The sequence below is a fragment of the Microbulbifer sp. ABE4_465 genome, from assembly GCF_056160765.1.
Genome location: NZ_JBSWXV010000002.1, coordinates 448659 through 472434, shown reverse-complemented (window position 1 = coordinate 472434; position 23776 = coordinate 448659). Strand labels below are relative to the sequence as shown.

Genomic DNA, 23776 nt, shown 5'->3' with positions numbered 1-23776 from the left:
AAAGTTGTGAAATATTGTGCGCCACGGGCGCTCAAGATCTCTAAAACAGCGCTAAAAAATATCAATATAGAAAAATAGACCAGAAAAAATCCAATCTCTGGCACCCGAGCTTATTTGACGAAACCCGCAAACTCTGCAAGATTTACCACTGGCTGTGCAGTTTTCAGACTGCGTGCACTTCACAAAATTAACAATGGGAGGGTTCGCAGACCGGCGCAGCCTTAAAAAAACATAAATAAAAATAATAGGTGACGAGTATGAAGCGAAAACTGCATGCAGTGATTGCCCCCGCGGCCGTCGCCGCATTGACAATTGGCCTGACAAACGGTGTACTTGCACAACCTCTCACGGCAACGGAGCTGATAGAGGCTTGCAAAAGCCATCAGGTTGACCAGCAAAGCGCCCAAGCCACCAGCTGCCGGGCATTTATCCACGGCTACCTGTCTGCCAGCAAAGATATTGTTGCCGCAGACGAGCGCCCTTCCGAATTTGTCGCACGCGCCATTCGCACGCGTGCCAGCCGCCTCTCCGACGACGCGGCCCAACGGCTCAGCAGCCGCTACTGTCTGCCAGAGGCAGCAACGCTCGACACCCTGATTGGCAAAGTCTCAGAACTTTCACAGCCCTTTGCCGAAGAGGCAACGGCGGAATCCGCAATGCTGACAGTTTTTGAAAATCACTATCGCTGTAAAAAAGATGTACCGAGCCCCTGATGTAGTTTCGTTGTCCCACTTGGCCAGCGCTCACCACATCGGACTTATTCGCACTCTAATATGGTTTTTGTAGTAGATTATTCATGCGTTATACCCTGTGCCTTTTTGCCGTTCTCGCATTTATTTGGCTAAGTAACTCCGGGCAATACACTGCTCTGATTCTCACTTTTGGCTTAGCCTCCACGGTCTTTGTAATCCTCATTGCCCGGCGCATGAAAGTGGTGGATGGAGAATCCCTGCCTCTGCAATTATGGGCAACATTACCCGGTTACTATCTGTGGCTACTGCGCAAAATCATCGCCAGTAACCTGGAGGTGGCCGCCTGTGTGTGGGGCGGTATCCTTTCCCGACGCACGACCATCTCCCCCTGCAGTGAACGCATCCCCGTCGACCTGCCATCCGATCTCGGTCGAGTCCTCTATGCCAATTCCATTACCCTGACCCCGGGCACAGTAGCAGTGGACGTCGATAGTGACTCGGTGCTGGTACATGCCCTTCGCCGCAGCGGCCTGGATGACCTCAAGCGGGGCGAGATGGAGCGGCGGGTTGCGGCTCTCACCGACAACACACCCGTTACCGAACGCTGACAGGGCAGATTAATAATGCTGAACGCTACATTGATTGCCCTGCTCGTCGTTATGACGCTTGCGCTGATACGCGCAATAAAGGGGCCGACGATTCACGATCGCATTCTCGCAGTGAATATGTTCGGCACAAAAACCGTACTGTTGATTGCCGTTATCTGCTTTACCTTTGGCGAACCCGAATATCTCGATATTGCCATCGTCTACGCGCTCATCAACTTTGTGAGTGTAATCGGGGTGTTGCGGTATTTTGAGTTCCGCACCCGCAATGGCACCGGCGCGCCGGAGGTGACCGGTGATTGAAACAGTACAATCTTTTGCCAGTGGCACCCTGCTTTTACTGGGCTGTTTTTTCATGTTGACCGGCGCCGTGGGTGTGCTGCGCTTTCCCGATTTCTACTCTCGCATGCACGCGGCGGGCATTACCGACACCCTCGCCACCTTACTGATTATCAGTGGCCTGATGCTCACCGCCGGCTGGAGTCTTGCGCTTTTTAAACTGGCGCTGATCATGCTGTTTATTTTCTTTACCAGCCCCACCGCCAGCCACGCACTCGCGCGCTCGGCGCAACTCAGCGCACTGCGCCTGCCGCAGATTGCGCCAGAGCCAACACCGACAGAAATGACGAACTCACAACCTGTGGATACTTCGCCAGACGCCGAGCCTGAAGCCGCCGACAGTACCCGCGTCTGAGCGTCACATATATCACGCAACCGGGGCCAATTTCGGGAATTGACAACCGCAATGATGACAACAAAAACAATACCGGCAGCCATCGAGGGTCGATACCGATGAACCTGCTACTTGATATCGCGCTACTGGCCCTGTTGCTGGTCACCGCCATTTCCATCGCCTGGATCAAAGACCTGTTTGCCGCAGCCATGCTGGCGGGCATTTACGGTCTGGTATCGGCGGGCTTTTTCATGACCATGGGCGCGGTGGATGTCGCATTTACCGAAGCGGCCGTGGGTGCCGGAATTTCACCGCTACTGATCTTGCTGACACTCGCACTTTGTGGCCGCTACCAGCGCGCAGACCGCAATCGCGCGCGACTCGCCATTGCACTTGTGGCCACCGTGGGCGCACTGCTGGTTACCGCTACCGTCGACATGCCGTCCTTCGGTGATGCGAACGCACCAGCACAGGTGCATGTGGCACCGCACTATATCCAGGAATCCATGAGTGAAATCGGTATCCCCAATATCGTCACATCGGTATTGGCCAGTTACCGGGGCTTCGATACCTTTGGCGAGGTGGTGGTGATCTTTACCGCCGGACTCGGGGTACTGTCACTGCTGATGACCAATGCCGCACAACCGTTGCGGATTATGCAGCCTTCACCGGTACAGCAAGCATCGCGGGATATCGTTCTGCGGGTTGTCGCCAAGGTGCTGATTGCGCCGATCATGCTCTACGCACTGTACGTGCAATTCCATGGTGAGTACGGCCCCGGTGGCGGCTTTCAGGCAGGGGTGATCTTTGCGGTGGGATTTATTCTCTACAGCATGGTGTTTGGCCTGGACGCAGTGCGCAAGGTCGCCAGCCACGAGCTGGTCCAGCTATTGTCGGCAATGGGTGTTCTGATTTTTGGCTGCACAGGACTGTTGAGTCTCGCCAGTGGAAAAAATTTTCTGGATTACAGCGCTCTGGCCGAGGACCCGGTTACCGGGCAACACATCGGCATTATCGCCATAGAAATCGGCGTCGGAGTCACCGTCGCCTCGGTGATGATCATGATTTCCTATCTGTTCTCCGCGCAGCTGCGCGACCGGGAGGCAGAACTCGCGATCAAGGGCACACCGCCCTTTGCCGACGATACCGCCGACGGTGAGGTCAGTCGCGGTCTGTCCCCACTACAAACACTGGAACGGGGGGCCGGTTAGGATGTTATTGGCATCGCACTACAACTACTGGATCGTCATTGCGTTAATGATGATCGGCCTGTACATAGTGATCGCCCAGGGAAACCTGGTGAAGAAGATCATCGGATTGAATATTTTTCAGACCTCCGTTTTCATTTTTTATATCAGTGTGGGCAAAGTGGATGGTGGCAGTGCGCCCATTCTGCATGAGGGCGACACTCTCTATTCCAACCCGCTGCCCCATGCGCTGATCCTTACCGCGATTGTCGTGGGCATTGCGACCACCGCACTGGCACTGGCGCTGACCATTCGCATTAAACACGCCTATGGCTCCATAGAAGAACGGGACATTCAGGCTGCGGAAGCGCAGCAGGAGCGCACCCCGTCACAACCCCAGCCCGCTGTGGACAAGGAGCCGTAGACCATGCTGTCGCACCTCCCTATTTTGCAGGTCATTCTGCCGCTGATGGCGGCCCCCTCCTGCCTGCTGATTCGTAAGACCACCCTGGTGTGGCTGTTTACCCTCGCGGTCAGTGTGGCTGCACTGGTAGTCAGCATTCTGCTGTTGCAGCAGGTTTATGCCACAGGCCCCATCACCTATGAACTGGGCGGCTGGAAAGCGCCCTGGGGAATCGAATACCGTATCGACCTCCTTAACGCCTGGGTACTGTTTATCGTTTCCGCGCTCAGCAGCGTGGTGTTGCTTGCCGCCAACACCAGTGTCCAGAAGGAGCTGGAGCCCAATCGTCAGACCGTTTTCTATACCCTTTATCTGCTGTGCTTTGCCGGGCTGCTGGGTATCGTCGCCACCGGCGACGCGTTCAATGTATTCGTATTTCTGGAAATTTCCTCTCTCTCCACCTACGCACTGATCGCGCTCGGCAAGGATCGCCGTGCACTGTGGGCAGCGTTCCAGTACCTGATTATGGGCACCATCGGTGCCACCTTTATCCTGATCGGTATCGGCTTCCTGTACATGATGACCGGCACATTGAATATGGCGGATCTGGCCGCGCGCATACCGCCGCTCGGTGAATCCACCACGGTGCTCGCGGCCTTTGCGTTTATTTTTGTGGGCATCTGTCTCAAGCTGGCGCTGTTCCCGCTGCACCTGTGGCTGCCGAACGCCTACAGCTGTGCACCATCGATCGTCACCGCGTTTCTCGCCGCCACCGCTACCAAGGTCGCGCTATATCTGTTACTGCGCTTTACATTTACCGTGTTCGGCGTGGACTTCTCCCTGTCGCATCTACCGCTGGATATTCTGTTGATCGGTCTCGGCTTGGTAGGTGTATTTGCCGCATCCATCGTTGCCATCTACCAGGCCAATATCAAACGTATGCTGGCGTTTTCCAGTGTGGCGCAGATTGGCTATATGGTGGTGGGGATCGGCATTGGCACCGCCACCGCACTGCAGGCCACGCTGATGCACCTGTTCAACCACGCGTTGATGAAGGGCGGCCTGTTCCTGGCGCTGGCTGGACTGGTTTATCAGATGGGCGGCTGCCGTATCGAGCACTTCCGCGGTCTCGGCCGCACCATGCCCTGGACTATGGCCGCCATTGTGGTGGGTGGCATCAGCCTGATCGGCATGCCGCTGACCGTGGGCTTTGTCAGCAAGTGGTACCTGATTGCCGCCGCCATGGAGCAGCAGCTCTGGTGGGTGGCGGTGCTGGTGGTGCTCGGTTCGCTGCTAGCGGTGGCCTATATCTGGAAGCTAGTGGAAGCGGCCTATTTCCAAGCGCCGGAAAGTGAATCTGGTGCGGCGAGTAAACGCGAAGCACCGCTGGGTATCCTGCTACCCGCCTGGCTGCTGATCGCCGCGAATATATATTTCGGGATTGATACCCGCCTGCCGGTAGAAGTGACTGCCGCAGCCTCGCAATTCCTGCTCGGAGGCGCTGCGCAATGAATGAATCCAGTCTGTTGCAACTGACACTGTTGATTCCGCTACTGGCACTGGTGGGCATTCAGCTCGCTGCCCGCTGGGAAAATGTCCGCGAAGCAGTCTCGCTGATTGCCGCCAGCGCGCTGTTTTTTACCGTCACCCAACTCTATCAACCCATGCTGAATGGCGATGTGATCGCTGCGCACTGGCTGGAAATTTTGCCGGGGCTGGCACTGGCCTTTCGGGTAGAACCTCTCGGATTGATGTTTGCCCTGGTGGCGAGCTTCCTGTGGATTATCACCACGCTCTATGCTATCGGCTATATGCGCGGCCACGGCGAGGAAAACCAGACGCGGTTTTACAGTCTGTTCGCGGTTTCCATTGGCGCGGTCATGGGCATCGCCTTTGCGGAAAACCTGTTTACCCTGTTTATCTTTTACGAAGTACTGACACTTTGTACTTACCCGCTGGTCACCCACGCGGGTACCGACAAGGCCCGCGCCGGTGGACGGATTTATCTCGGAATTCTGCTGGGCACTTCGGTGGGCTTTTTCCTGCTCGCGATCATTGCCACCTGGCTGCTCGCCGGTACGCTTTCGTTCCAACAGGGCGGCGTTTTCTCGCCGGGTACTTCTCTCGCGCTTTTGTCCGTTCTGCTGGGGCTGTTTGTGTTCGGCGTGGGCAAGGCGGCGATCATGCCCTTCCACCGCTGGCTGCCCGCAGCCATGGTGGCGCCGACACCGGTCAGCGCATTATTGCACGCGGTAGCCGTGGTAAAGGCCGGTGTGTTTGTACTGCTGAAAATCTGCCTGCTGATATTTGGAATCGAGACCCTGCAGGCGATCCCGGCGACCGAGTGGCTGTTGTACCTGGCAGGCGTTTCGATTCTGCTCGCATCTATCATTGCCCTGCGCCAACAGAACCTGAAAAAACGCCTGGCCTATTCCACCGTAAGCCAGCTGGGCTATATCACTCTGGGCGCCCTGCTCGCCACCAGCGCGGGCATGACCGGCAGCGCACTGCACATCGTGATGCACGCCTTTGGCAAGATCACCCTGTTCTTTTGTGCGGGCGCGATCCTTGTGGCCGCACACAAAACCGAAGTCAATCAATTGCGCGGCCTCGGCCGACAGATGCCGGTCACCATGACCGCGTTTCTGGTAGCAAGCCTGTGCATCATCGGCATCCCGCCTACCGGCGGCACCTGGAGCAAGTGGTATCTGATGCTGGGGACATTTGAGGCCGAGCAGTGGGTTTTGATGGGGCTGCTGATGCTCAGCTCACTGCTGAGCATCGCCTATCTGCTGCCAATTCCGCTGCGCGCGTTCTTTTCCAATAACGATCGGGATGGGATAACTGCTGACGGGCACGCGGCTGGAGCTACCGTCATCAGGGAAGCTCCCCTGCCATCCCTGATTGCCCTCGGCATCACCGCGGCGGGCTGTATTTACCTTTTACTGTTTCCCGATGCGTTCTATGTGCTGATCAAGGCTGGAATCTGATATGAACAGTGATAAACAGGATTTCTTCGACAGCCCCAAAAACATCCGCAATATGCTGCGGGTGTTTTACGCAATCTGTGCGCTGTTATTTGCGGCGGATTTTGTCATTCATCGCCACACGGAATTCCGCTGGGAAGGATTGCCCGGCTTTTACCCGGTATACGGATTTGTAGGCTGTGTGATTCTGGTGTTTGCGGCCAAATGGATGCGCACCTTCCTGATGCGACCGGAAGACTATTACGATAAGCGGGAGCTGGCCGACTTCAATGCCGTCGATAGCGGCGAACCTACGGAAGAAGATCCCACCATTTACTTGAACGGAGAGCGCGATCATGTATGAAGTTGCGCCGTTTATTCCGTTTTTTGTCGCCGCGGCACTGGGCCTGTTTTTGCGCGGCTGGGTGCGGGCACTACTGTTTATCGCGGTACCGATTCTCGGCCTCGCCAACTTATGGCAGCTGGGCGCCGGCGGTTCCGGAGTTGAATTCGGCCACTACGCCATTCTCGATTTCAACCTGCTGTTGTTCAAAGCGGACAAGCTGAGCCTGCTATTCGGCTACCTCTTCCATATTGCCGCACTGATCTCGGTGATTTACGCCCTGCATGTGCGCGATACCCTGCAACAGGTCGCCAGTATGCTCTATGCAGGCAGTGCTCTGGGCGCGGTGTTTGCCGGGGATCTGCTCACCCTGTTTATTTTCTGGGAACTGCTGGCACTGACCTCGGTATTCCTGGTGTGGGCGCGCCGCAGCGGCCGCGCCTATGTGGCGGGGCTGCGCTATTTCACCCTGCATATTCTTTCCGGGCTGTTGCTGCTCGGCGGGATCATCTTCTACGGCCAGACCCACGGTACCCTCGAATTCGGCCAGATCGGCCTCGATGACAACGCCTACAGCTGGATGATCTTCCTCGCCTTCGGTATCAAGTGCGCCTTCCCGTTTTTCCACAACTGGCTCACCGATGCCTATCCGGAGTCCACGCCCACCGGCACCGTGTTTCTCAGCGCGTTTACCACCAAAGTCGCCGTTTATGCTCTGGCGCGGGCCTACCCGGGCACCGAACTGCTGGTGTATATCGGCGCTACCATGGCCTGCTTCCCGATCTTTTACGCGGTCATCGAAAACGATCTGCGCCGGGTACTGGCTTACAGCCTGATCAACCAGCTGGGCTTTATGGTGGTGGGGATTGGCATCGGCACCTCACTCGCTATCAACGGCGCTGTGGCCCACGCGTTTAACGATGTGATCTTCAAAGGGCTGCTGTTTATGTCCATGGGCGCGGTGCTGCACGTGACCGGCAAGATCAACGGCTCGGAACTGGGCGGGCTCTACAAGAAAATGCCCAAGACCACGGTGCTGTGTATCGTCGGCGCTGCGTCCATTTCAGCCTTCCCGCTGTTCAGTGGATTTGTCAGCAAGTCCATGGTGATGAGTGCGGCGATCAAGAATGGCTACGACTGGGTCTGGCTGATCCTGCTGTTCGCCTCCGCGGGTGTGTTCCACCACGCGGGCATCAAGATCCCCTACTTTGCCTTCTTCGCCCACGACGCCAAGCTGCCGGCCCGCGAGCCGCCGGTGAATATGCTGATCGCCATGACGATCGCCGCAGCGCTGTGCCTGACCATCGGCATCTATCCACAGGCGCTGTACAGCCTGCTGCCTTACCAGATGTCTTACACACCCTACGACGTGACCCATGTGCTGACCCAGCTGCAACTGCTGTTCTTCTCAGCCCTTGCGTTCGTATGGTTGAACCTGCGCCACCTGTACCCGCCGGAACTGCCCTCGGTGAACCTCGATGCGGAGTGGATCTACCGCCGGCTGGTACCGGACGCCATGCGCGCCCTGTTCAACCGCCTGTTTGCCCTGGACAGCCGCCTGCGCCAGGCGGCGGTTTCCGGCGTTGAACGGCTGGTGGAGGGCGTTGCCAGCCACCACCGCGCCGACGGTGTGATGGCCCGCAACTGGCTCACCGGCAGCATGGTGGCCGGTGTGGTCCTGCTGCTGGGGATCTACCTGGTACTGGGCTGGCTCTGACCGCAATTACTGACCGGGGAGCCGCCCTGCCGCGCGGGATGCAATATCCCTTCGGGGGGCATACAATTCGCTTCTTATATCAGTTGCAATTGATACCTTGGGCCGCCGCCCGCCACTCTGTGGATAACTCTATGGTTAGTGCCATGGAAAGTGCGGCGCCCCGAGCTGCCCGATTCAGGACCCTTGATGTTCGACGAGATTCCCCGCCAGCGCCCGACTACGCCGCTCCTCGACCAGATCGATGACCCGGCCCAACTGCGCGCCCTGTCGGAAAAACAGTTGCCGGAACTGGCAACCGAGCTGCGTGAATACCTGCTCTACTGCGTGGGCCAGACCGGCGGTCACTTTGGTGCCGGTCTGGGCGTGGTAGAGCTCACCATTGCCCTGCACTACATCTACAACACCCCGGAAGACCGCCTGGTGTGGGATGTAGGCCACCAGACCTACCCGCACAAGATCCTTACCGGCCGCCGCGAGCAGATGCTCAGTATGCGCCAGCAGGGCGGCCTTTCCGGCTTCCCCAAACGCAGCGAAAGCCCCTACGACACCTTCGGTGTGGGTCATTCCAGCACCTCCATCAGTGCCGCCCTGGGTATGGCCCTGGGCTCCCCGGATGAGCGCAAGGTGGTGGCCGTTATCGGCGATGGCGCCATGACCGCCGGTATGGCCTTCGAGGCCCTGAACCACGCGGCCCACACCGGCAAAGACATGCTGGTGGTGTTGAACGACAACCGCATGTCCATCTCCAAGAACGTGGGCGGCCTCGCCACCTACTTCGCGCGGATTCTGGCCAGCAAGACCTACCTGAATATGCGCGAGGGCAGCCGCAAGATCCTGTCGGCCATTCCCAAGGCCTGGCAGCTGGCGCGCCGCACCGAAGAGCACGTGAAGGGCATGATTACCCCCGGCACTCTGTTCGAGGAGCTGGGCTTCAATTACGTAGGCCCCCTCGATGGCCACAACATGCAGGACCTTGTGCACACCCTGCGCAACCTGCGCAATCAGCGCGGCCCGCAGCTGTTGCATATCGTCACCACCAAGGGCAAGGGATTTGGCCCCGCGGAAGAAGACCCGGTGGGTTACCACGCGCTCAATAAACTCGAGCCCGAACCCAAGGTTCAGGTTGCAGTTCCGGAGCTGAAAAAGAAATCACCAAAGTATCAGGATATTTTCGGCCAGTGGCTGTGCGACACCGCCGAGCAGGATGAAAAGCTGATCGGTATCACCCCGGCCATGTGCGAAGGCTCCGGCATGGTGGAATTCGCCGAGCGCTTCCCAGAGCGCTACCACGACGTCGCCATCGCCGAGCAGCACGCGGTCACCCTCGCCGCTGGCCTCGCCTGCGAAGACCAGAAGCCGGTGGTCGCGATCTACTCCACCTTCCTGCAGCGCGGTTACGACCAGCTGGTGCACGACGTGGCCATCCAGAACCTGGATGTCACCTTCGCCATCGACCGCGCCGGCCTCGTCGGCGAAGACGGCCCCACCCACGCGGGCAGCTTCGATCTGACCTTTATGCGCTGCCTGCCCAATATGATCATCGCCGCCCCCAGCGACGAAAACGAGTGCCGCCAGCTGCTCTACACCGCTTACCAGCACCAGGGCCCCTCTGCGGTACGCTACCCGCGCGGCACTGGCCCGGGTGTGGAAATCGAAAAAACAATGACGGAGCTGCCGGTCGGCAAGGGACGGGTGATTCAGGAAGGCAAAAACGTTGCGATCCTGAGTTTCGGCACCCTGTTGACGCCGGCTCGTGAAGCGGCGGAAAAACTCGGCGCGACGCTGGTTGATATGCGCTGGGTTAAACCCCTGGACGAAGAGTTGATCGACCGCTTGGCGGACAGCCACGAGCTGCTGGTCACATTGGAAGAAAACACGGTTGCTGGCGGCGCTGGCAGTGCGGTTTCAGAATACCTGAACCAGCGCATCGTTCCGGTACCGCTATTGCAGCTGGGCTTGCCTGACAAAATTATCGAACACGGCAAGCACCCCAAACTGCTCGCAGAAATCGGCCTCGATGCCTCTGGTATCGAAGAACAAATCCGCGAACGCCAATCGCAAATGCACCAGGCCCAATCAAACGGGCAAGCTGCAGCAATATAACGCTAACAACGTACAACAGTAAAAATCGAAAGCCGGGTACCGGGTACGGGTTTTCAGGAGCGTCGGCGATAGGACGTCGCCGCCGCAGCGCCCAGGGATGGGTTCACAGGGGGGCGCCTAGCGCGGTCCTGAAAACCCGTACCCGGTATCCGGCCGCCACTGCGCTTCCAGCAGAGCGCCGAACAAATACCAGTGGCGGCGGATCACAGGGTGGTGCATTTGGAAACCGCTGTGAATACATCCCTGTACGCTCCGTCGCAAACGTCCCTGTTTGCGACGGTTTCCAAATGCACCACCCTGCGCTCCGCCTTCACGTCAGCCTTAAGCGCTTCGAACACACAACATATAATTCAGAGACAGGAAGTACGATGTCCTTTACCAATTCCGTTAAGCAAGTCCTGAACGCCAAACGCCTCGGGTTATCCATTGCCATAATGGCTGCCAGCCTGAATGTACAGGCCATGGATCATAGAGCTTTCGACAACGCCATGGATGAAATTCCGAAAAGTGGTGCCAGTGACAAACTAAAAGCACTGCAAGATCTTCGCTACCGCTGGATTATGGAAAGCTACCCCGAAGCCGCCACTTATGAAGGCTATCCCGGCGTAGAACAGAACTGGACCGATCAATCCATCAAAGGCATCGAACGTCGCAAAGGCCAGACCCGCGAACTGCTCGCTGCCAGCCGTCACCTCGACGAAGACAAACTCAGCGACAGCGAGAAGCTCGACTACCAGCTGATGTATCAGGACCTGCTGCTGCAGGTACGCGGATACCAGTTCCCCGAGCACCTGATGCCCGTCAATCACATGAGCGGCATCCAGCGCAGAGTACCCGCGGTGCTGAACGCCATGCCCAAACGTACCGCTGCCGATTACGAAGATATTCTCGCGCGCCTGGACAAATTGCCGGGACTGATTGAACAAACCAAAATTCTGCTGGAAAAAGGGCTGGAGCAAAACCTGACTCCGCCGCAAATTACCCTGCGCGACCTTCCCGGTCAGATTCGCGCACTGATTCCATCCGACCCGAAGCAGAGCCCTCTACTGAAGGCATTTTATGAAATGCCCGCAAGCATTCCCGCGGCGCAGCAAAACAGACTGCGCACCCGTGCGCTGAGCATTTATCAGAAATCCCTGGTGCAGAACTGGCAGCGCCTCGCGGAGTATGTGGAGCGCGACTACATTCCCAACGCGAATACCGAAACTGCATTCACCAGAAACGATGATGGTATTCGCTGGTATGCCTACAAGGTGCGCGAAGAAACCACGACTGACTTGAGTCCGGAAGAAATCCACCGCATTGGTCTGGCAGAGGTGCGCCGGATTCGCAATGAAATGGATGCGATCATCAAGAAAACCGGCTTTAACGGTGACTTCAAGGCGTTTACGAATTTCCTGCGCAACGACCCGCAGTTCTACTATGAGAGCAAAGAAGACCTGTTAAAGAATTACCGTGATATCGCCAAGCGCATCGACGGTGAACTGCCGGCACTGTTCGGCACTCTGCCGCGCCTGCCCTACGGTATCAAGCCGATTCCAAGTTACTCAGAAAAATCCCAGACTACCGCTTATTATCAGCCGGGCTCCATGGAGTCCGGCCGTGCGGGCGTCTTCTTCGCCAACACCTACAACCTGAAAAGCCGCCCGACCTGGGAAATGGAAGCGCTGACGGTGCACGAGGCCATGCCGGGGCACCACCTGCAGATTGCGCTGGCCCAGGAGCAGAAGGATATTCATCCGCTGCGCCGCACAAAAATGTACACAGGCTTTGTGGAAGGCTGGGGCCTCTACTCCGAGAGCCTGGGATACGACCTGGGCCTGTACAAGGATCCCTACAACGAATTCGGCGCACTCACCTACGATATGTGGCGCGCGGTGCGATTGGTGGTAGACACCGGGATGCATCAGTTGGGCTGGAGCCGGGACGAGGCGATTCAGTATTTTATGAATAACAGCGCAAAACCCGAGCACGACATCGTAGTGGAAATCGACCGCTATCTGGTGTGGCCGGGTCAGGCGCTGGCCTACAAGGTCGGCCAGCTGAAGATCAAGGAAATCCGTGCGCGCGCAGAAGAAGCTCTCGACAGTAACTTTGATATCCGCCAGTTCCACGATGCGCTACTGGGCGCCGGTGCGCTGCCATTGACCGTGCTGGAGAACCGTATGAACGGCTGGATCGAATCCCAGGGTGGCGAGATCAGCAGTATCAAGCCAGTCTCGAATGCGGGAGGCCAGGCGGCGCTGAACTGATATTTCCTTTTCGACAGTTAAAAAATAAGGGCCGCAAATGCGGCCCTTATTTTTTTTGAAGTCCGTTTATCGACTTCAAGTTGCGCACTGAAACTTATTCGTGGGATACGTAGTAGTCGTACACATAGGTTTCTGCGTAATTATCGTAGCTTTCTCCCGGCGCTGTACCATCGTGAGACTGGGTGTAATTCCCCAGTTTGAAGTAGCAGCCGGAGATGGCTTCGTCGTGGATGTAGGGCACCTTCTCTTCGTTGTAGTAGAAGTGCGTCTGCCCGTCGTAAGACTCCATCTTCACCGTAAACACGGTACCCAACTCGTAGTTGCCATCCACCAGGTAGCCGTGGCGGTCGTTGCCATTGGTGATCCACAGATTGGCGTGAGTGTCCGGGTTGCCCACGGTGCCGCAGTTATCCCAGTCGTCATCGGTGCCCGGAGGACAGGTGCCGTTGTGGCCTTCGATACGGAAAACTACAACATCGTCGCCGGAGTCGTGAATCTGTCCCACTACCACATGTGGCTTCACATGAGTCAGGTTGGTGACCTTCTGCTTGATCCACATGGTGTGCTTTTTGCCATCGGTGTTGGACCAGGCCGCGGCACTTTTGGAGTTCTGGAAATGGTAGTTCTGGGTCATCTCCCGAAGCTCACTGCGCGGGTTGCTGGAGCCACTGGTGGAATCCCCATGGTGATTGGCCCGGAACTGAACCGCGTACTCCTGCTCCGCTTCGTCAAAGATCAGTTTGAACCACTCGTCACTCGAGAAGGTATACAGGTCCGGCGTGTAGTGTTCCTCGGCTCCGTTGATCGGCAGGGTCAGCTTCCACCAGGACAGGTCGATGACCTGAGACGCGTAACGCATGATCGGCGCAGGCGGCGGCACATCGAGGTCGGCCTGGGTGGTGACGTTTTCCGCTTCAAACAGATCGAAGATTGCGTCACCGCTGCCATCGCCGTAGCGGGCATAGGCCAGTGCCGGTGAGCCGGTAGAAACATACTCCACGGTAACCTGCTGCCAGCCATCGCCGTGATTGGTGGTGGTCTCGTAGACGTTATCCGAACCCAGGTCCTGAATACCGATGGTGCCGTGATTGTAAACCCAGGCGCTCACCTGATAGCGGTTGCCCGCAGCCGGCTTGTAGATCGCCTGTTCCATACGACCTCCATCGCCCTTGATCACCAGCAGACGGCCACCGTCCACCGGCATTGGATTGGAAGTGCCATTAGTGGAAACCACGTTGGCCGGGTCACGCTCCTCCCAGCCGCCGGTGGAAGAACTCAGCTCAAAACTGTTGTTGATCAGTGGCCACAGATCTTCTACCGCAGCGTTGTCCACGGTAATGGTTTCTGTGGTGGAAGACTCAAAGCCTTCGTCATCTGTTACCGTCAGGGTAACGGTGTAGCTGCCCTGCTCACTGTAGGTATGCGAAACATTGGCGCCACTGCCGTTACTGCCGTCGCCAAAGTCCCACGCGTAGGCCGTAATGTCGCCACCGTCCGGATCGTAGGAAGACGAACCACTGAGGTTCAGGCTGGTGTTTACCCGCGTGGTGGTAGTGCCGCTGATGGTGGCCACCGGGTACTCGGAGGGAAGTTCGCTGACGGTCACTTCGGCACTGGTACTATCGGTAATACCACCGGCGTTGGTGACCTGCAGATTCACCGTGTACACACCGGTGCTGTTGTAGGTGTGCACCGGGCTCTCCTCCACTGAGGTAATACCGTCACCGAAATCCCAACTGAAATTCAGCGACCCGCCATTGGAATTGTAGGAACCGCTGCCGTCCAGAGTAAACGGAATACCCACGGTTACATTGCTCGGCACATCGATCACCGCGCTGGGGCTGCCCGGGCCGCCTTCGCCGCGCACCACTTCAATCTCGGTCATACTGTTCCAGCTATTGGACGTGTTGCCGAGACCCACCACCCGCACATAGCGACCGGAGAAATCGTCAAAATTGTGCGCCTCCAGTTGCAGGCTGTTACCGGAACTGTTGCCACCGTACACGTACGTGAGGCTGTTTTCGTTGTCGCCCACGTAGACTTCAAATGACGCCATACGGCTATCGCCCTTGTACCAGGCGATATTCAGTGCACTCACCATGCAACTGCTGCCCAGATCGAAGGTGATGTATTCGCCGGCACCATTGGCGGACCAGCGTGAACCGAGGTTGCCGTCGTGGGCATTGGCCGGTCCGTTGCCGTCATCGGAACTGGCGCTGGAAGACTGGATTTCACACAGGTCAGTGCCGCCACCCCCGGAGCCGGAACTGGAACCCGATCCGGAACTGGAGCTGGAACTTGAACTGGAGCCACCGCCAGAACTGGAACCGCCGCCATTTACGATGGAGAAGTCGTCAAAGCGACCTTCGCCGCCGTTATAGGTACCGGTGACCGTTACGCTGCTGTGACTGCCGGAGTTGAAGGTCACTCCCAGTTCACCCCAGTCGGTGTAACTGTCGGCATCACTGTAGGTATCGGATCCGACGGTGACCTCAATACCACCGGCGCCTCGCAGCCACGCACTCAGGCTGTAATCCGTATGCGGATCTACCGCCACCTGCTGGGAAAAAGCCCCACCGGAGCCGGTGATTTTTGCACTGCCACTGCCCGTGTGAGCAACGCCGGAAATAGCCGAGGGATCGACATCCTCCCAACCGGACCAACCGGATTCAAAACCCGGGTTTTCGATGGTCGCCGCAACCGCTGTGGATACGCCGACCGCCAGATAAAGCGCGGACTGCGCCATTTTCTGACTGATTTTTTTCAGTGTGAATTTTCTCATCGCATAGAGACCTGATTATTGATTTTTATTTCGGAACATCTACTCGCTATAACACTTCGCACTTGCCAACCACACACGAATACATCCCCCCAAAAAAGTGAAGGTGTCTGTAATAAAAACGAAATCACGAAGCGCGGGGAAGGCTAATGTCCGCTGGAACACACTGTCAATTTTCAGAAATATCACCGAAAACCGAACAATAGAAAACCTGCAGAAGCAGCACAATTGGTTAACCAAATTCGCTAAACCAATGAAAACAAATGGAAAATTTTTTCCTGAAAGCACACCGTATGAACCGGCTACAAAATAGCGAAATTGAAATCAACACCAATATTTAATTTCGCGCCAAACAGTGACCTATTGGTCAACCAATCACTGTAGACAAATGAAACTAAAAGAATTTTTTCACGAAAAAAATTTCGAACGCGTTGGGAGGGGAAAAGATATTTTGATGCGGGTCGCATTTTTTGCGCGACTGCCGGTAAAAATTGGTCTGATAGATTATGGAATTTTGGCGCGCTTTTATTTGAGTTGTCCGCGCCAAAATCAAAAAGTGAGAACTCTACACACTCAGCGCAATACCGATCGCAAGGGTGGCAGCTCCCAGTAAAGTAAATACGATGGAGGTTTTCCGGAACATCGGTACCGCAATGGCAATCACCAGGCCGCTGACCAGACTGAATAACAGGCTGAGACCAAACATGATACCGAGCACCCAGAACGCCGGCCCGGCGTGCCCCTTGTGAATCAACAGAAATTGGTGCCACAGATCGTGCTTTTTGACGTGCAGTATCGCCTTGTTCGGGTCTTCCTGCGGCTCGAAGAACACCTGCCCCTTGTAGCCATACCAACCGATATAATTTTCTTTCGGCTCGTAATAGTAGTCCGCAGGCAACTTCATATCCTGCCCTTTCTCCTGCATCAGCGACAGTATCACTGCCCGCACGGCTTCCTCGTCCTTGGGAATGCCGTTGGGCAGGTTAACTTCAAACTGCTTCTCGGTGCGGACTCCACCGTCGATATCCATCATATGCAGCATGCCAGTGGCGAGGTACATCACCGCCAGGGGAAGGAAGAAACAGGAAAAATAGGTGTGGAGTTTTATCCACAGCAAGCGGGTTCTGGATTTCATGGTTTTATTTAAATTGATTTAGTTTTCAAATACGCCAACAAAAACATTCTGCGATAAATAACTGTAATAGTCGTCTGCGATAAAGAAAAAGGCGCGGTGCTCACACACCGCGCCTTCACTTTCATTCGCTGCAGAAATCAGAAACGATAATCTACAGACAGGCGGACGTCGCGACCCGCTTCATAAACACCGGAAACAATGCCCCATCCGGGAATATCGGAGTAATCCCCTACGCTGGAGTGGTCGCGGTAGTGCTCGTCAAACAGGTTCTGCACGGCAAAGTTTACCGCCAGACTGTCGTCCTGCAGCGGCTGCCAGCGCAGGTAGATGTCGTGCAGCTGATAACCGGACTTGTCGATGGTCTGCACGCTGTCAATCCAGCCCAGTTCAACAGAGCGGTGCAGTACCTCAACATCAATTCCCTGAACATGGGTCAGGTTCCAGCCAAGGTCGAGGCGATCAGTAAGCGCGTAATCTACCGCGAGGGTGAGAGTATCACCGCGGGTATTACCCAGCCCGTTGTGCTCGTAGCCTTCGATATCGTTGCCATTCAGGGTGGAATCGTTGTGACTGTATGCGGCAGACAAATACCAGCTGTCGTAGGAGTAAGCAGCGCTCAGTTCGAAACCATCGGACTCCAGTTGACCGATATTTTCGAACAGGTCCTCATCGTAAATCACGTCGTCGATGGTGCTCTGGTAAACCGCAGCCTTCAATGCCAGGGCTTCGCCAACATATTCCAGGGCCAGCTCGTTGTTATCGACGGATTCTGCCTTCAGATCCGGGTCGATATGGGCAACATCAAGCGTAAAGGAATCGCCAATTTCCTTGCCGCGCACGGCCTGGGCATGGCCCGCAGAAAGCGTCCAGGTATCGCTCAGTGCATAAGAGAAGCCGACATTGGGGCTGACATCGTCACTGCTGAACTCGCCGTCGGCATTGTTCTGTGTCAATTCGTAGGAGTCGTAACGCACCCCGAAGCTAAGCAGCAGGGGCTCGGTCACCTGCCAGTGATCCTGAATGTAGGCGCCCTGCACCCGTCCGCTTTCCGAAATGCTTGATGTGGAATCCACCTCACGACCACCGGCAACCACCTTCTGATTTCGCCGCTCAATACCATAGGTCAAGGTATGCTGACCGAAACTGCTGGTGTTGCGGATATCAAAACCAATCGATGCGGTATTACCGCCGTACAGTCCCCAGGGGCCATCCTGCACCATGTCGGAGTTGGTGTCGTAGGCGGTAATTTCCAGGTTCACGGCATCGCTCAGGCTGGCGCTGTAGTTGGCCACCAGAGTTTCACGCTCCGCATCCATCGGATACAGCGTGTCGCCTTCCAGTACGTACCAGTTTGGTCTGCGACCCAGTTCGCCAGATTCTTCGCGCTGCTCGTAGCTGACGGTCAGCTTCTGATTGTCAGCGATGTCGCCGCTGACTTTTACAAACGCCAGGTTCTGATCCGCAGAGGTTGCGAGAATTTCATTGCCGGCGCCGTCTTTCATATTGTTCCGTTCGACCTGGACAAAGGAGCCGATCACGCCCCAGTTCTCGCCCAGCTTGCCGTAGACGGAGGCGCTGCCCTTGGTGCCGTCATTGCTGAAATAACCGCCCTTCAGTCGCGCGCCAAACTGCTCGCCGCTTCCGAGCAGGTCGTCGGCATCCTTGGTCTTGAAGCGGATGGCACCGCCGATGGCTCCGGGACCGCTGGTGGCTTCGCCGGCACCGGATTGCACTTCGACCTTGTCCAGTAGCTCCGGCTCGATGGAGACACGGCCGATATGGTGGAACAGGGTACCGGTCTGCGGGGCACCGTCGACTGTAACGTTCAGCAGGGTATCTTCCATACCGCGGATATAGACCTTCTGGGCGATGCCCAGAGAGCCACCAACGGATACGGACGGGATGTGACGGAAGATATCGGCCAGGTCATTGGCCTGCTGCTTTTCCAGCTGCAGTGGAGTAATTTCGGTATCGGTGGCCATGCCGACCACAACAACGGTTTCCAGGCTTTCCCGCTCTGCGGCCTTGTCTTCCGCAAAAGCGGGCGCTGCAGTGAGGGCGCCGGTGGCGAGTAGCGGCAGCAACGCGCAGTGATTGAGCAGGGATTTGTTGGGCATTGGGCTTTCCTTTTCAGGTGAATCAGGTGGATTCGCAGTTTCACTTAACCGTAAACGCGAATTATTACCATTAACCCTATTGAAGTACAGTGCTGTTGCACTTGTTACATTGCACGCAGATACCAGTCAGACCACTGGCAAGGTGATCGTCATACACAAGCCGCCCTGAGGCCGGTTGGCGGCTACCACCTGGCCTCCCACGGCTTTGAGCTGCCGGCGCGCCAGCGCCAGGCCGAGGCCAATCCCCCCAGAACCGCTATTGTCCGATTTACTGGCATTGCGTGAGGGGTCCGCCTGGAAGAAGGGGCGGAAAATGGTTTCCAGCAGCGCTTCCGGCACCCCGGGTCCACCATCTTTAACGGTCACCTCAAACCCGCTCTCACCGGAGTCCAGCGCACAGGCGTTGAGATCAACTTCCACCACTTCGCCCACCGGCGTATAGCGCAGCGCATTGCGCAGAATATTCTCCAGCGCCTGGCCCACGGCCTGGTGGTTGCTGTTATTCAGTTCAGCGGTATCCGGCAGCCGGCACTCTATCTCCCGGTCCGGAAATTCAAAACGGGCATCGTCGACGATGACATCGATCAGGTCCACCAGGTCTAGGGTTTCCTGGGTCAAACTTGGCTGCTCGTTGTCGAGCCAGGCCAGGGCCAGGGTATCTTCAGTCAGTTTGCGGAAATGCCGGGATTCCCGGTACAGGCGCTGAACATTGGGGTCCTCCGGGTAATGCTTGCCGAGGCTTTCAATAGCGATTTCCAGGCGTGTAAGCGGGGTGCGCAGCTCATGAGAGAAGTCGGCGATCAACTGGCGCTGGTTTACCAACTGCTCGCCGATACGCGCCGCCATCTGGTCGAAGGTGGTGGCAAGCTCGCTGAACTCGTCTTTGCGCCCACCCAGTTGCGGGCGCACCCGCACAGAAAAATCCCCGCGACTGAAGTCCCGCGTGGCCCGCTGCAGGCTACCCAACGGCTGCATGATGTGGCGGTACAGAAGCACGGACAGAATGGCCAGAATCAGTGCAGGCAGGAAAATCTGCAACAACAGGCGGGTGGTCTGCCAGTAACTGCCAGGGCGCATCCGCTCCGGCAGCAGGACCAGGAAGCTGATATCTGAGTTCTCGAACGGGATCTCCATCACCGGGTTATTTTCAAAATACAGATGGATTTTCCATTCCACATCCCGCCCCAGGTTGTTGCCGCTGTAGCGGTCTTCCAGGCCACGACTGCCAGCCACGTGGTGAATGGAATAGCCCACTACTGCCGCCAGGGTCTCCTCCCGCTCCTGCAACGCATCCAGCCATTGCGGCAAAGATGTCGCCTCCCCGGATAAATACAGCGCTTCCGCGTGCTTTCCCCATCCGCGCAATTCGGCACGGTGCGCCTGGCTGAGCATACTCATCTCCTCCTCGGCGCGTACGGTGACGTAATTGATCAGATAAAACATGGCGACGACGCCAGCGGTGATCAGCAGGATCAATTTCCACAACAGGAGTCGGTTCATTTCAGACAGTACCCCTGGCCGCGCACCGTTTGCAGACGCTCGCCGCGCCACCCTGCCTGGTTGAGTTTACGCCGCACCCGGCTCAGATGCATATCCAGGCTGCGGTCGTAGGCTCCAAGAGGGCGGTTCAGCACTTCCCGGGAAAGGTAAGCCTTGCTCAGTACTTCCCCGCGATTCGCCGCCAGCTCCCACAGCAGGTTGAACTGAATCGCGGTGAGCTCCATCTCCTGCTCCCCTACCCGCGCCTGCAGATCCGACAGCTGCAGATGCAACTGATCGATCTCAAGAGATTCCCGCGTTTGCGCGACCAGCGGTTGCGCGCGGCGCAGCAGCGCCTCGACCCGCAGTAGCAGTTCCACCTGATTGAACGGTTTGGAAATATAGTCATCGGCGCCGTGGCGCAACCCGGTAATCCGCTCTTCTTCCGCGCCCCTGGCGGTGACCACAATGACCGGGATCTGGCTGGATTTGCGCAACAGGCGCAGTACCGAGAGGCCATCCAGCTTGGGCAACATCAGGTCCAGCAGGATCAGCTGGTAGGAGTGGCGCGCCACCTCCTGCAACACCGCTTCCCCATCCAGGCAGCTGCCGGTCTGATAACCGGCATCGCGGATCATGGTGGCAATCTGCTGGTTGAGTTCAGCGTCGTCTTCGGCGATCAGAATGCGGCAGCTGGCAGCGTCTGGATTGGAGTAGGGATTGGGGGAGGGATTGAGATCGGGGTTCATGAAGCGGTACGGGGCGAATGGATTATTTGCCGGGCAGACTATCAAAACTCCCACAAAAAAACCCGCAAGCCAAATACCTCGGAGGTGTTCGGCTTGCGGGTTTATCGCGCTACACGCGTGTTAACAGTCAGTCGACACGCTTTTTATGGGCTCGCGCGTGGCTCTGCACCGAACGGTAAAACTGCCCAAGGGCACGGTCGTCCGCACGGGCTTCCGCCAGTGTTTTGCTGTTGCGCGCCACTTCCCGCTCCAGCTTGCGCCAGTTGCGCAGGCGCCGCTCATCCAACCCGCCGGACTCGACCGCCGCCTGCACCGCGCAACCCGGCTCCGACTCGTGCGCGCAGTCGGCAAAGCGGCACTTTGCGGCCAGCGCACTGATATCTGCAAAGGTCGCGGCCAGTCCGTGGCTGACATCCGCGAGCCCAAGCTCACGCATACCCGGGCTGTCCAGCAGCAGGCCACCATCGGGAATGGCGTAGAGCGCGCGGTGGCGGGTGGTATGCCGGCCCTTGCTGTCGTCCTCGCGGATGCCACCGGTCTCCGCCAGCTCGGTGCCGGCGAGACTGTTCAGCAGTGTGGATTTACCCACACCGGATGAGCCCAGCAGCGCCAGGGTTTCTCCACTGCGGCAGTATTCGCGCAGCGGCTGCACGCTCTCCGAATCCAGCGCGTTTACCAGTACTACAGGCAGGTCGCGATGGCCCTCCAGGGCATTGCGATACTGCTCATGGTCTTCGTCCAGGTCCGCCTTGGTGAGCACCAGGCAGGCGCGACAACCGGCTTCTTTCACCAGTGCCAGATAGCGCTCTACCCGCGACAGGTTGAAGTCGTGATTGCACGAGGAAACGATCAGCACGTTATCCACATTCGCCGCGATCAGCTGCGCCTGCTTGGCCCCGGGCGCCATGCGCTTGAACAGGCTGACGCGGTCGAGCCGGCGGACCGGCTTGCGGGTCTCCCGCTCCAGTAACAGCCAGTCGCCCACCGTGGGGCGCTCGGCCGCGTCTTCAAACAGCGGGCCATTTACCAGCACCGCCTCGTCGCCGCCGTCACCGGTCACTTCAATCTGACTGCGGTGCACCGCCATCACCTTCACCGGCTCGCACTCGCTCAACTCGTCCAGGCTCAATTGCTGCTGAAAGAACGGCTTCCAGCCCAGCGCCTGCAACGGGGAAATACTGGCCTGAAGATTGTTTTCAGCACCAGTGGAAGCACCGCGCCGGAATGCCGGGCGGCGTGAAATCAGGGATTTACTCAAGGTTCTAACCCTCAACAGCGCCTGCGCACGAGATTTCATGACACGCAGGCGCAAATCATCCAAGCCTCAGAACTTTAGTCTGGGCACAGTTTGAAGGGGTTTCCATGTAAGGGGAAACCCGACAATAGGAACTTGCCGGGCTGTATACGACCTTTTAGTCGCGGCTGGCCCGGCGGGGGTTGGATACACTCATCAACAAGCCTCCGCTGGTGGAATTTCGCGCAATTTAGCAGGGCAGCCGCCCCTGCGCAATAGGATAGAAAAAACAGACAAGCTACGAAGTGCCCAGCGCTACAGGATGTAGCGCCCGCGGCCGCAGGTCGGCGCGAGCAACCGAAAACCCAGCTGAGCCACGTCTCTGCGCCAGCGTTTTCGATTGCGTCGGAGAGAAAAATGACATGGATGTCATTTTTCTCGACGGCACATAAAAAACAAAAGCCGGCATAAAGCCGGCCCTTATATCTTAGCGCTGGAGGTACATCACCTTTCTCGACCGCCAACGATCAGATAACTTTGAGTATAGACACAATTTTTGAGCACGCTGTCCCTGAGTAACTGATCCGCTCTTCCTGAGCATTTCCCGCGCTCTGCATCTTGCTCACGTATAGATTGGCGTTTTCCCGTTGCCTTACTGTGACGGTTTTATGAAAGGTTTGTGACAGTGAAAACCGCTCTCAGTCACCGCTTTCAGCTTCACCCTTCCCCGGTGCCGCTCTCGTCGTCGAACAGGTGTCCCAGCTTGCCCTTCTTGGTGGACAGGTAATCGGTATTATGGGGATTGCGGCCGGACTGGTGCGGTAGGCGCTCGGTGACGTCCACGCCCAGATCCTGCAGCGCCTTTACCTTGCGCGGGTTATTGGTCATCAGGCGAATGGACTGGATACCCAGGTGATCAATCATCGGCTTCAGAATCGAGTAGTCGCGCATATCCGCGCCAAACCCCAGTTGCTCATTGGCCTCCACCGTATCCGCCCCTGCATCCTGCAGGTGGTAGGCACGGATCTTGTTCAGCAGGCCAATACCGCGGCCCTCCTGGCGCAGATAGAAAACCGCTCCGCGGCCCTCGGTGGCGATACGGTGCATCGCATACTGCAACTGGGCGCCGCAATCGCAGCGCAGGGAAAACAGCCCGTCGCCGGTCAGACACTCGGAGTGAATACGAGCGAGCACCGGGGTGTCGGTATCCAGATCACCCATGCTCAAAACCACATGCTCCTTGCCGGTTTCCAACTCCTCGAAACCGTGCATCTCAAACATGCCCCAGGAAGTGGGCAGCTTGCAGGATTCCACAAAACGAATGGTCAAACTGATACCTCGT

At 57.2% G+C, this 23776-nt stretch carries 19 protein-coding genes; 12 read left to right on the top strand and 7 right to left on the bottom strand.

The window, feature by feature from the left end; all coding sequences use genetic code 11:
* Nucleotides 1–257 precede the first annotated feature (257 nt).
* The 12 genes from ACXAG1_RS05680 to ACXAG1_RS05625 all read left to right on the top strand — a co-directional run bounded on the left by ACXAG1_RS05680 (nucleotide 258) and on the right by ACXAG1_RS05625 (nucleotide 12941).
* On the top strand, nucleotides 258–713 hold the full coding sequence (locus tag ACXAG1_RS05680) for a hypothetical protein (RefSeq protein WP_475091894.1): 456 nt from the start codon (nucleotides 258–260) through the stop codon (nucleotides 711–713).
* 83 nt (nucleotides 714–796) lie between these two features.
* The gene (locus ACXAG1_RS05675; RefSeq protein ID WP_475119184.1) at nucleotides 797–1300 is read left to right on the top strand and encodes a Na+/H+ antiporter subunit E; all 504 of its coding nucleotides are present in this window, start codon (nucleotides 797–799) and stop codon (nucleotides 1298–1300) included.
* Nucleotides 1301–1315: 15 nt separating this feature from the next.
* Entirely contained in the window at nucleotides 1316–1600 is a 285-nt protein-coding gene (locus ACXAG1_RS05670) for an MrpF/PhaF family protein (protein ID WP_475119183.1), read from the top strand.
* Nucleotides 1593–1991: a monovalent cation/H(+) antiporter subunit G gene (gene mnhG, locus ACXAG1_RS05665; RefSeq protein ID WP_475091891.1), complete on the top strand. Its 399-nt coding sequence runs from the start codon at nucleotides 1593–1595 to the stop codon at nucleotides 1989–1991. The genes ACXAG1_RS05670 and mnhG overlap by 8 nt, the downstream gene beginning before the upstream one ends.
* A 98-nt stretch (nucleotides 1992–2089) precedes the next feature.
* The gene (locus ACXAG1_RS05660) at nucleotides 2090–3181 is read left to right on the top strand and encodes a DUF4040 domain-containing protein (protein ID WP_475119182.1); all 1092 of its coding nucleotides are present in this window, start codon (nucleotides 2090–2092) and stop codon (nucleotides 3179–3181) included.
* A 1-nt stretch (nucleotide 3182) separates the two neighbouring features.
* Entirely contained in the window at nucleotides 3183–3581 is a 399-nt protein-coding gene (locus ACXAG1_RS05655; protein WP_475119181.1) for a cation:proton antiporter subunit C, read from the top strand.
* 3 nt (nucleotides 3582–3584) lie between these two features.
* Entirely contained in the window at nucleotides 3585–5072 is a 1488-nt protein-coding gene (locus ACXAG1_RS05650) for a monovalent cation/H+ antiporter subunit D family protein (protein WP_475119180.1), read from the top strand.
* Nucleotides 5069–6550 carry a proton-conducting transporter transmembrane domain-containing protein gene (locus ACXAG1_RS05645; RefSeq protein ID WP_475119179.1) on the top strand — a complete coding sequence of 494 codons (1482 nt, stop codon included), beginning with the start codon at nucleotides 5069–5071 and terminating at the stop codon, nucleotides 6548–6550. The genes ACXAG1_RS05650 and ACXAG1_RS05645 overlap by 4 nt, the downstream gene beginning before the upstream one ends.
* Nucleotide 6551: 1 nt before the next feature.
* Nucleotides 6552–6890 carry a hypothetical protein gene (locus tag ACXAG1_RS05640; RefSeq protein WP_475091886.1) on the top strand — a complete coding sequence of 113 codons (339 nt, stop codon included), beginning with the start codon at nucleotides 6552–6554 and terminating at the stop codon, nucleotides 6888–6890.
* A complete protein-coding gene (locus tag ACXAG1_RS05635; protein WP_475119178.1) occupies nucleotides 6883–8586 on the top strand; it encodes a Na(+)/H(+) antiporter subunit D in 1704 nt (567 codons plus the stop codon). The genes ACXAG1_RS05640 and ACXAG1_RS05635 overlap by 8 nt, the downstream gene beginning before the upstream one ends.
* Before the next feature lie 186 nt (nucleotides 8587–8772).
* Nucleotides 8773–10689, top strand: coding sequence for a 1-deoxy-D-xylulose-5-phosphate synthase (dxs, locus tag ACXAG1_RS05630; RefSeq protein ID WP_475091884.1), 1917 nt, complete (start codon nucleotides 8773–8775; stop codon nucleotides 10687–10689).
* Between the two features lie 368 nt (nucleotides 10690–11057).
* On the top strand, nucleotides 11058–12941 hold the full coding sequence (locus ACXAG1_RS05625; RefSeq protein ID WP_475091883.1) for a DUF885 domain-containing protein: 1884 nt from the start codon (nucleotides 11058–11060) through the stop codon (nucleotides 12939–12941).
* Between the two features lie 94 nt (nucleotides 12942–13035).
* On the opposite strand, the gene ACXAG1_RS05620 is transcribed toward ACXAG1_RS05625, so the two are convergent.
* The 7 genes from ACXAG1_RS05620 to ribA form a co-directional block, all read right to left on the bottom strand.
* Nucleotides 13036–15723 carry a PKD domain-containing protein gene (locus ACXAG1_RS05620; RefSeq protein WP_475119177.1) on the bottom strand — a complete coding sequence of 896 codons (2688 nt, stop codon included), beginning with the start codon at nucleotides 15721–15723 and terminating at the stop codon, nucleotides 13036–13038.
* Nucleotides 15724–16285: 562 nt separating this feature from the next.
* Complete coding sequence (locus tag ACXAG1_RS05615; protein ID WP_475091881.1) at nucleotides 16286–16855, bottom strand: hypothetical protein; 570 nt, start codon at nucleotides 16853–16855, stop codon at nucleotides 16286–16288.
* Between the two features lie 137 nt (nucleotides 16856–16992).
* Nucleotides 16993–18972 (bottom strand): TonB-dependent receptor domain-containing protein, encoded by a 1980-nt coding sequence (locus ACXAG1_RS05610; RefSeq protein WP_475119176.1) that lies wholly within the window; start codon nucleotides 18970–18972, stop codon nucleotides 16993–16995.
* A 126-nt stretch (nucleotides 18973–19098) separates the two neighbouring features.
* On the bottom strand, nucleotides 19099–20472 hold the full coding sequence (locus ACXAG1_RS05605) for a sensor histidine kinase (RefSeq protein ID WP_475119175.1): 1374 nt from the start codon (nucleotides 20470–20472) through the stop codon (nucleotides 19099–19101).
* The gene (locus ACXAG1_RS05600) at nucleotides 20469–21200 is read right to left on the bottom strand and encodes a response regulator transcription factor (protein ID WP_475091878.1); all 732 of its coding nucleotides are present in this window, start codon (nucleotides 21198–21200) and stop codon (nucleotides 20469–20471) included. Before ACXAG1_RS05600 ends, ACXAG1_RS05605 begins: the two co-directional genes overlap by 4 nt.
* Nucleotides 21201–21327: 127 nt before the next feature.
* Nucleotides 21328–22458: a ribosome small subunit-dependent GTPase A gene (gene rsgA / locus ACXAG1_RS05595; RefSeq protein ID WP_475091877.1), complete on the bottom strand. Its 1131-nt coding sequence runs from the start codon at nucleotides 22456–22458 to the stop codon at nucleotides 21328–21330.
* Between the two features lie 693 nt (nucleotides 22459–23151).
* Nucleotides 23152–23763 carry a GTP cyclohydrolase II gene (ribA, locus tag ACXAG1_RS05590; protein WP_475091876.1) on the bottom strand — a complete coding sequence of 204 codons (612 nt, stop codon included), beginning with the start codon at nucleotides 23761–23763 and terminating at the stop codon, nucleotides 23152–23154.
* Between the last annotated feature and the right edge of the window lie 13 nt (nucleotides 23764–23776).

What these genes read in the sequence shown, in the direction of transcription:
- ACXAG1_RS05620 (WP_475119177.1), bottom strand. Translation starts at nt 15,723, where the DNA reads ATGAGAAAATTCACACTGAAAAAAATCAGTCAGAAAATGGCGCAGTCC.
- ACXAG1_RS05610 (WP_475119176.1), bottom strand. Translation starts at nt 18,972, where the DNA reads ATGCCCAACAAATCCCTGCTCAATCACTGCGCGTTGCTGCCGCTACTC.
- ACXAG1_RS05635 (WP_475119178.1), top strand. Translation starts at nt 6,883, where the DNA reads ATGTATGAAGTTGCGCCGTTTATTCCGTTTTTTGTCGCCGCGGCACTG.
- ACXAG1_RS05650 (WP_475119180.1), top strand. Translation starts at nt 3,585, where the DNA reads ATGCTGTCGCACCTCCCTATTTTGCAGGTCATTCTGCCGCTGATGGCG.
- ACXAG1_RS05640 (WP_475091886.1), top strand. Translation starts at nt 6,552, where the DNA reads ATGAACAGTGATAAACAGGATTTCTTCGACAGCCCCAAAAACATCCGC.
- ACXAG1_RS05660 (WP_475119182.1), top strand. Translation starts at nt 2,090, where the DNA reads ATGAACCTGCTACTTGATATCGCGCTACTGGCCCTGTTGCTGGTCACC.
- ACXAG1_RS05605 (WP_475119175.1), bottom strand. Translation starts at nt 20,472, where the DNA reads ATGAACCGACTCCTGTTGTGGAAATTGATCCTGCTGATCACCGCTGGC.
- ACXAG1_RS05655 (WP_475119181.1), top strand. Translation starts at nt 3,183, where the DNA reads ATGTTATTGGCATCGCACTACAACTACTGGATCGTCATTGCGTTAATG.
- ACXAG1_RS05600 (WP_475091878.1), bottom strand. Translation starts at nt 21,200, where the DNA reads ATGAACCCCGATCTCAATCCCTCCCCCAATCCCTACTCCAATCCAGAC.
- ACXAG1_RS05670 (WP_475119183.1), top strand. Translation starts at nt 1,316, where the DNA reads ATGCTGAACGCTACATTGATTGCCCTGCTCGTCGTTATGACGCTTGCG.
- ACXAG1_RS05625 (WP_475091883.1), top strand. Translation starts at nt 11,058, where the DNA reads ATGTCCTTTACCAATTCCGTTAAGCAAGTCCTGAACGCCAAACGCCTC.
- ACXAG1_RS05680 (WP_475091894.1), top strand. Translation starts at nt 258, where the DNA reads ATGAAGCGAAAACTGCATGCAGTGATTGCCCCCGCGGCCGTCGCCGCA.
- dxs (WP_475091884.1), top strand. Translation starts at nt 8,773, where the DNA reads ATGTTCGACGAGATTCCCCGCCAGCGCCCGACTACGCCGCTCCTCGAC.
- ACXAG1_RS05675 (WP_475119184.1), top strand. Translation starts at nt 797, where the DNA reads ATGCGTTATACCCTGTGCCTTTTTGCCGTTCTCGCATTTATTTGGCTA.
- ACXAG1_RS05615 (WP_475091881.1), bottom strand. Translation starts at nt 16,855, where the DNA reads ATGAAATCCAGAACCCGCTTGCTGTGGATAAAACTCCACACCTATTTT.
- ACXAG1_RS05645 (WP_475119179.1), top strand. Translation starts at nt 5,069, where the DNA reads ATGAATGAATCCAGTCTGTTGCAACTGACACTGTTGATTCCGCTACTG.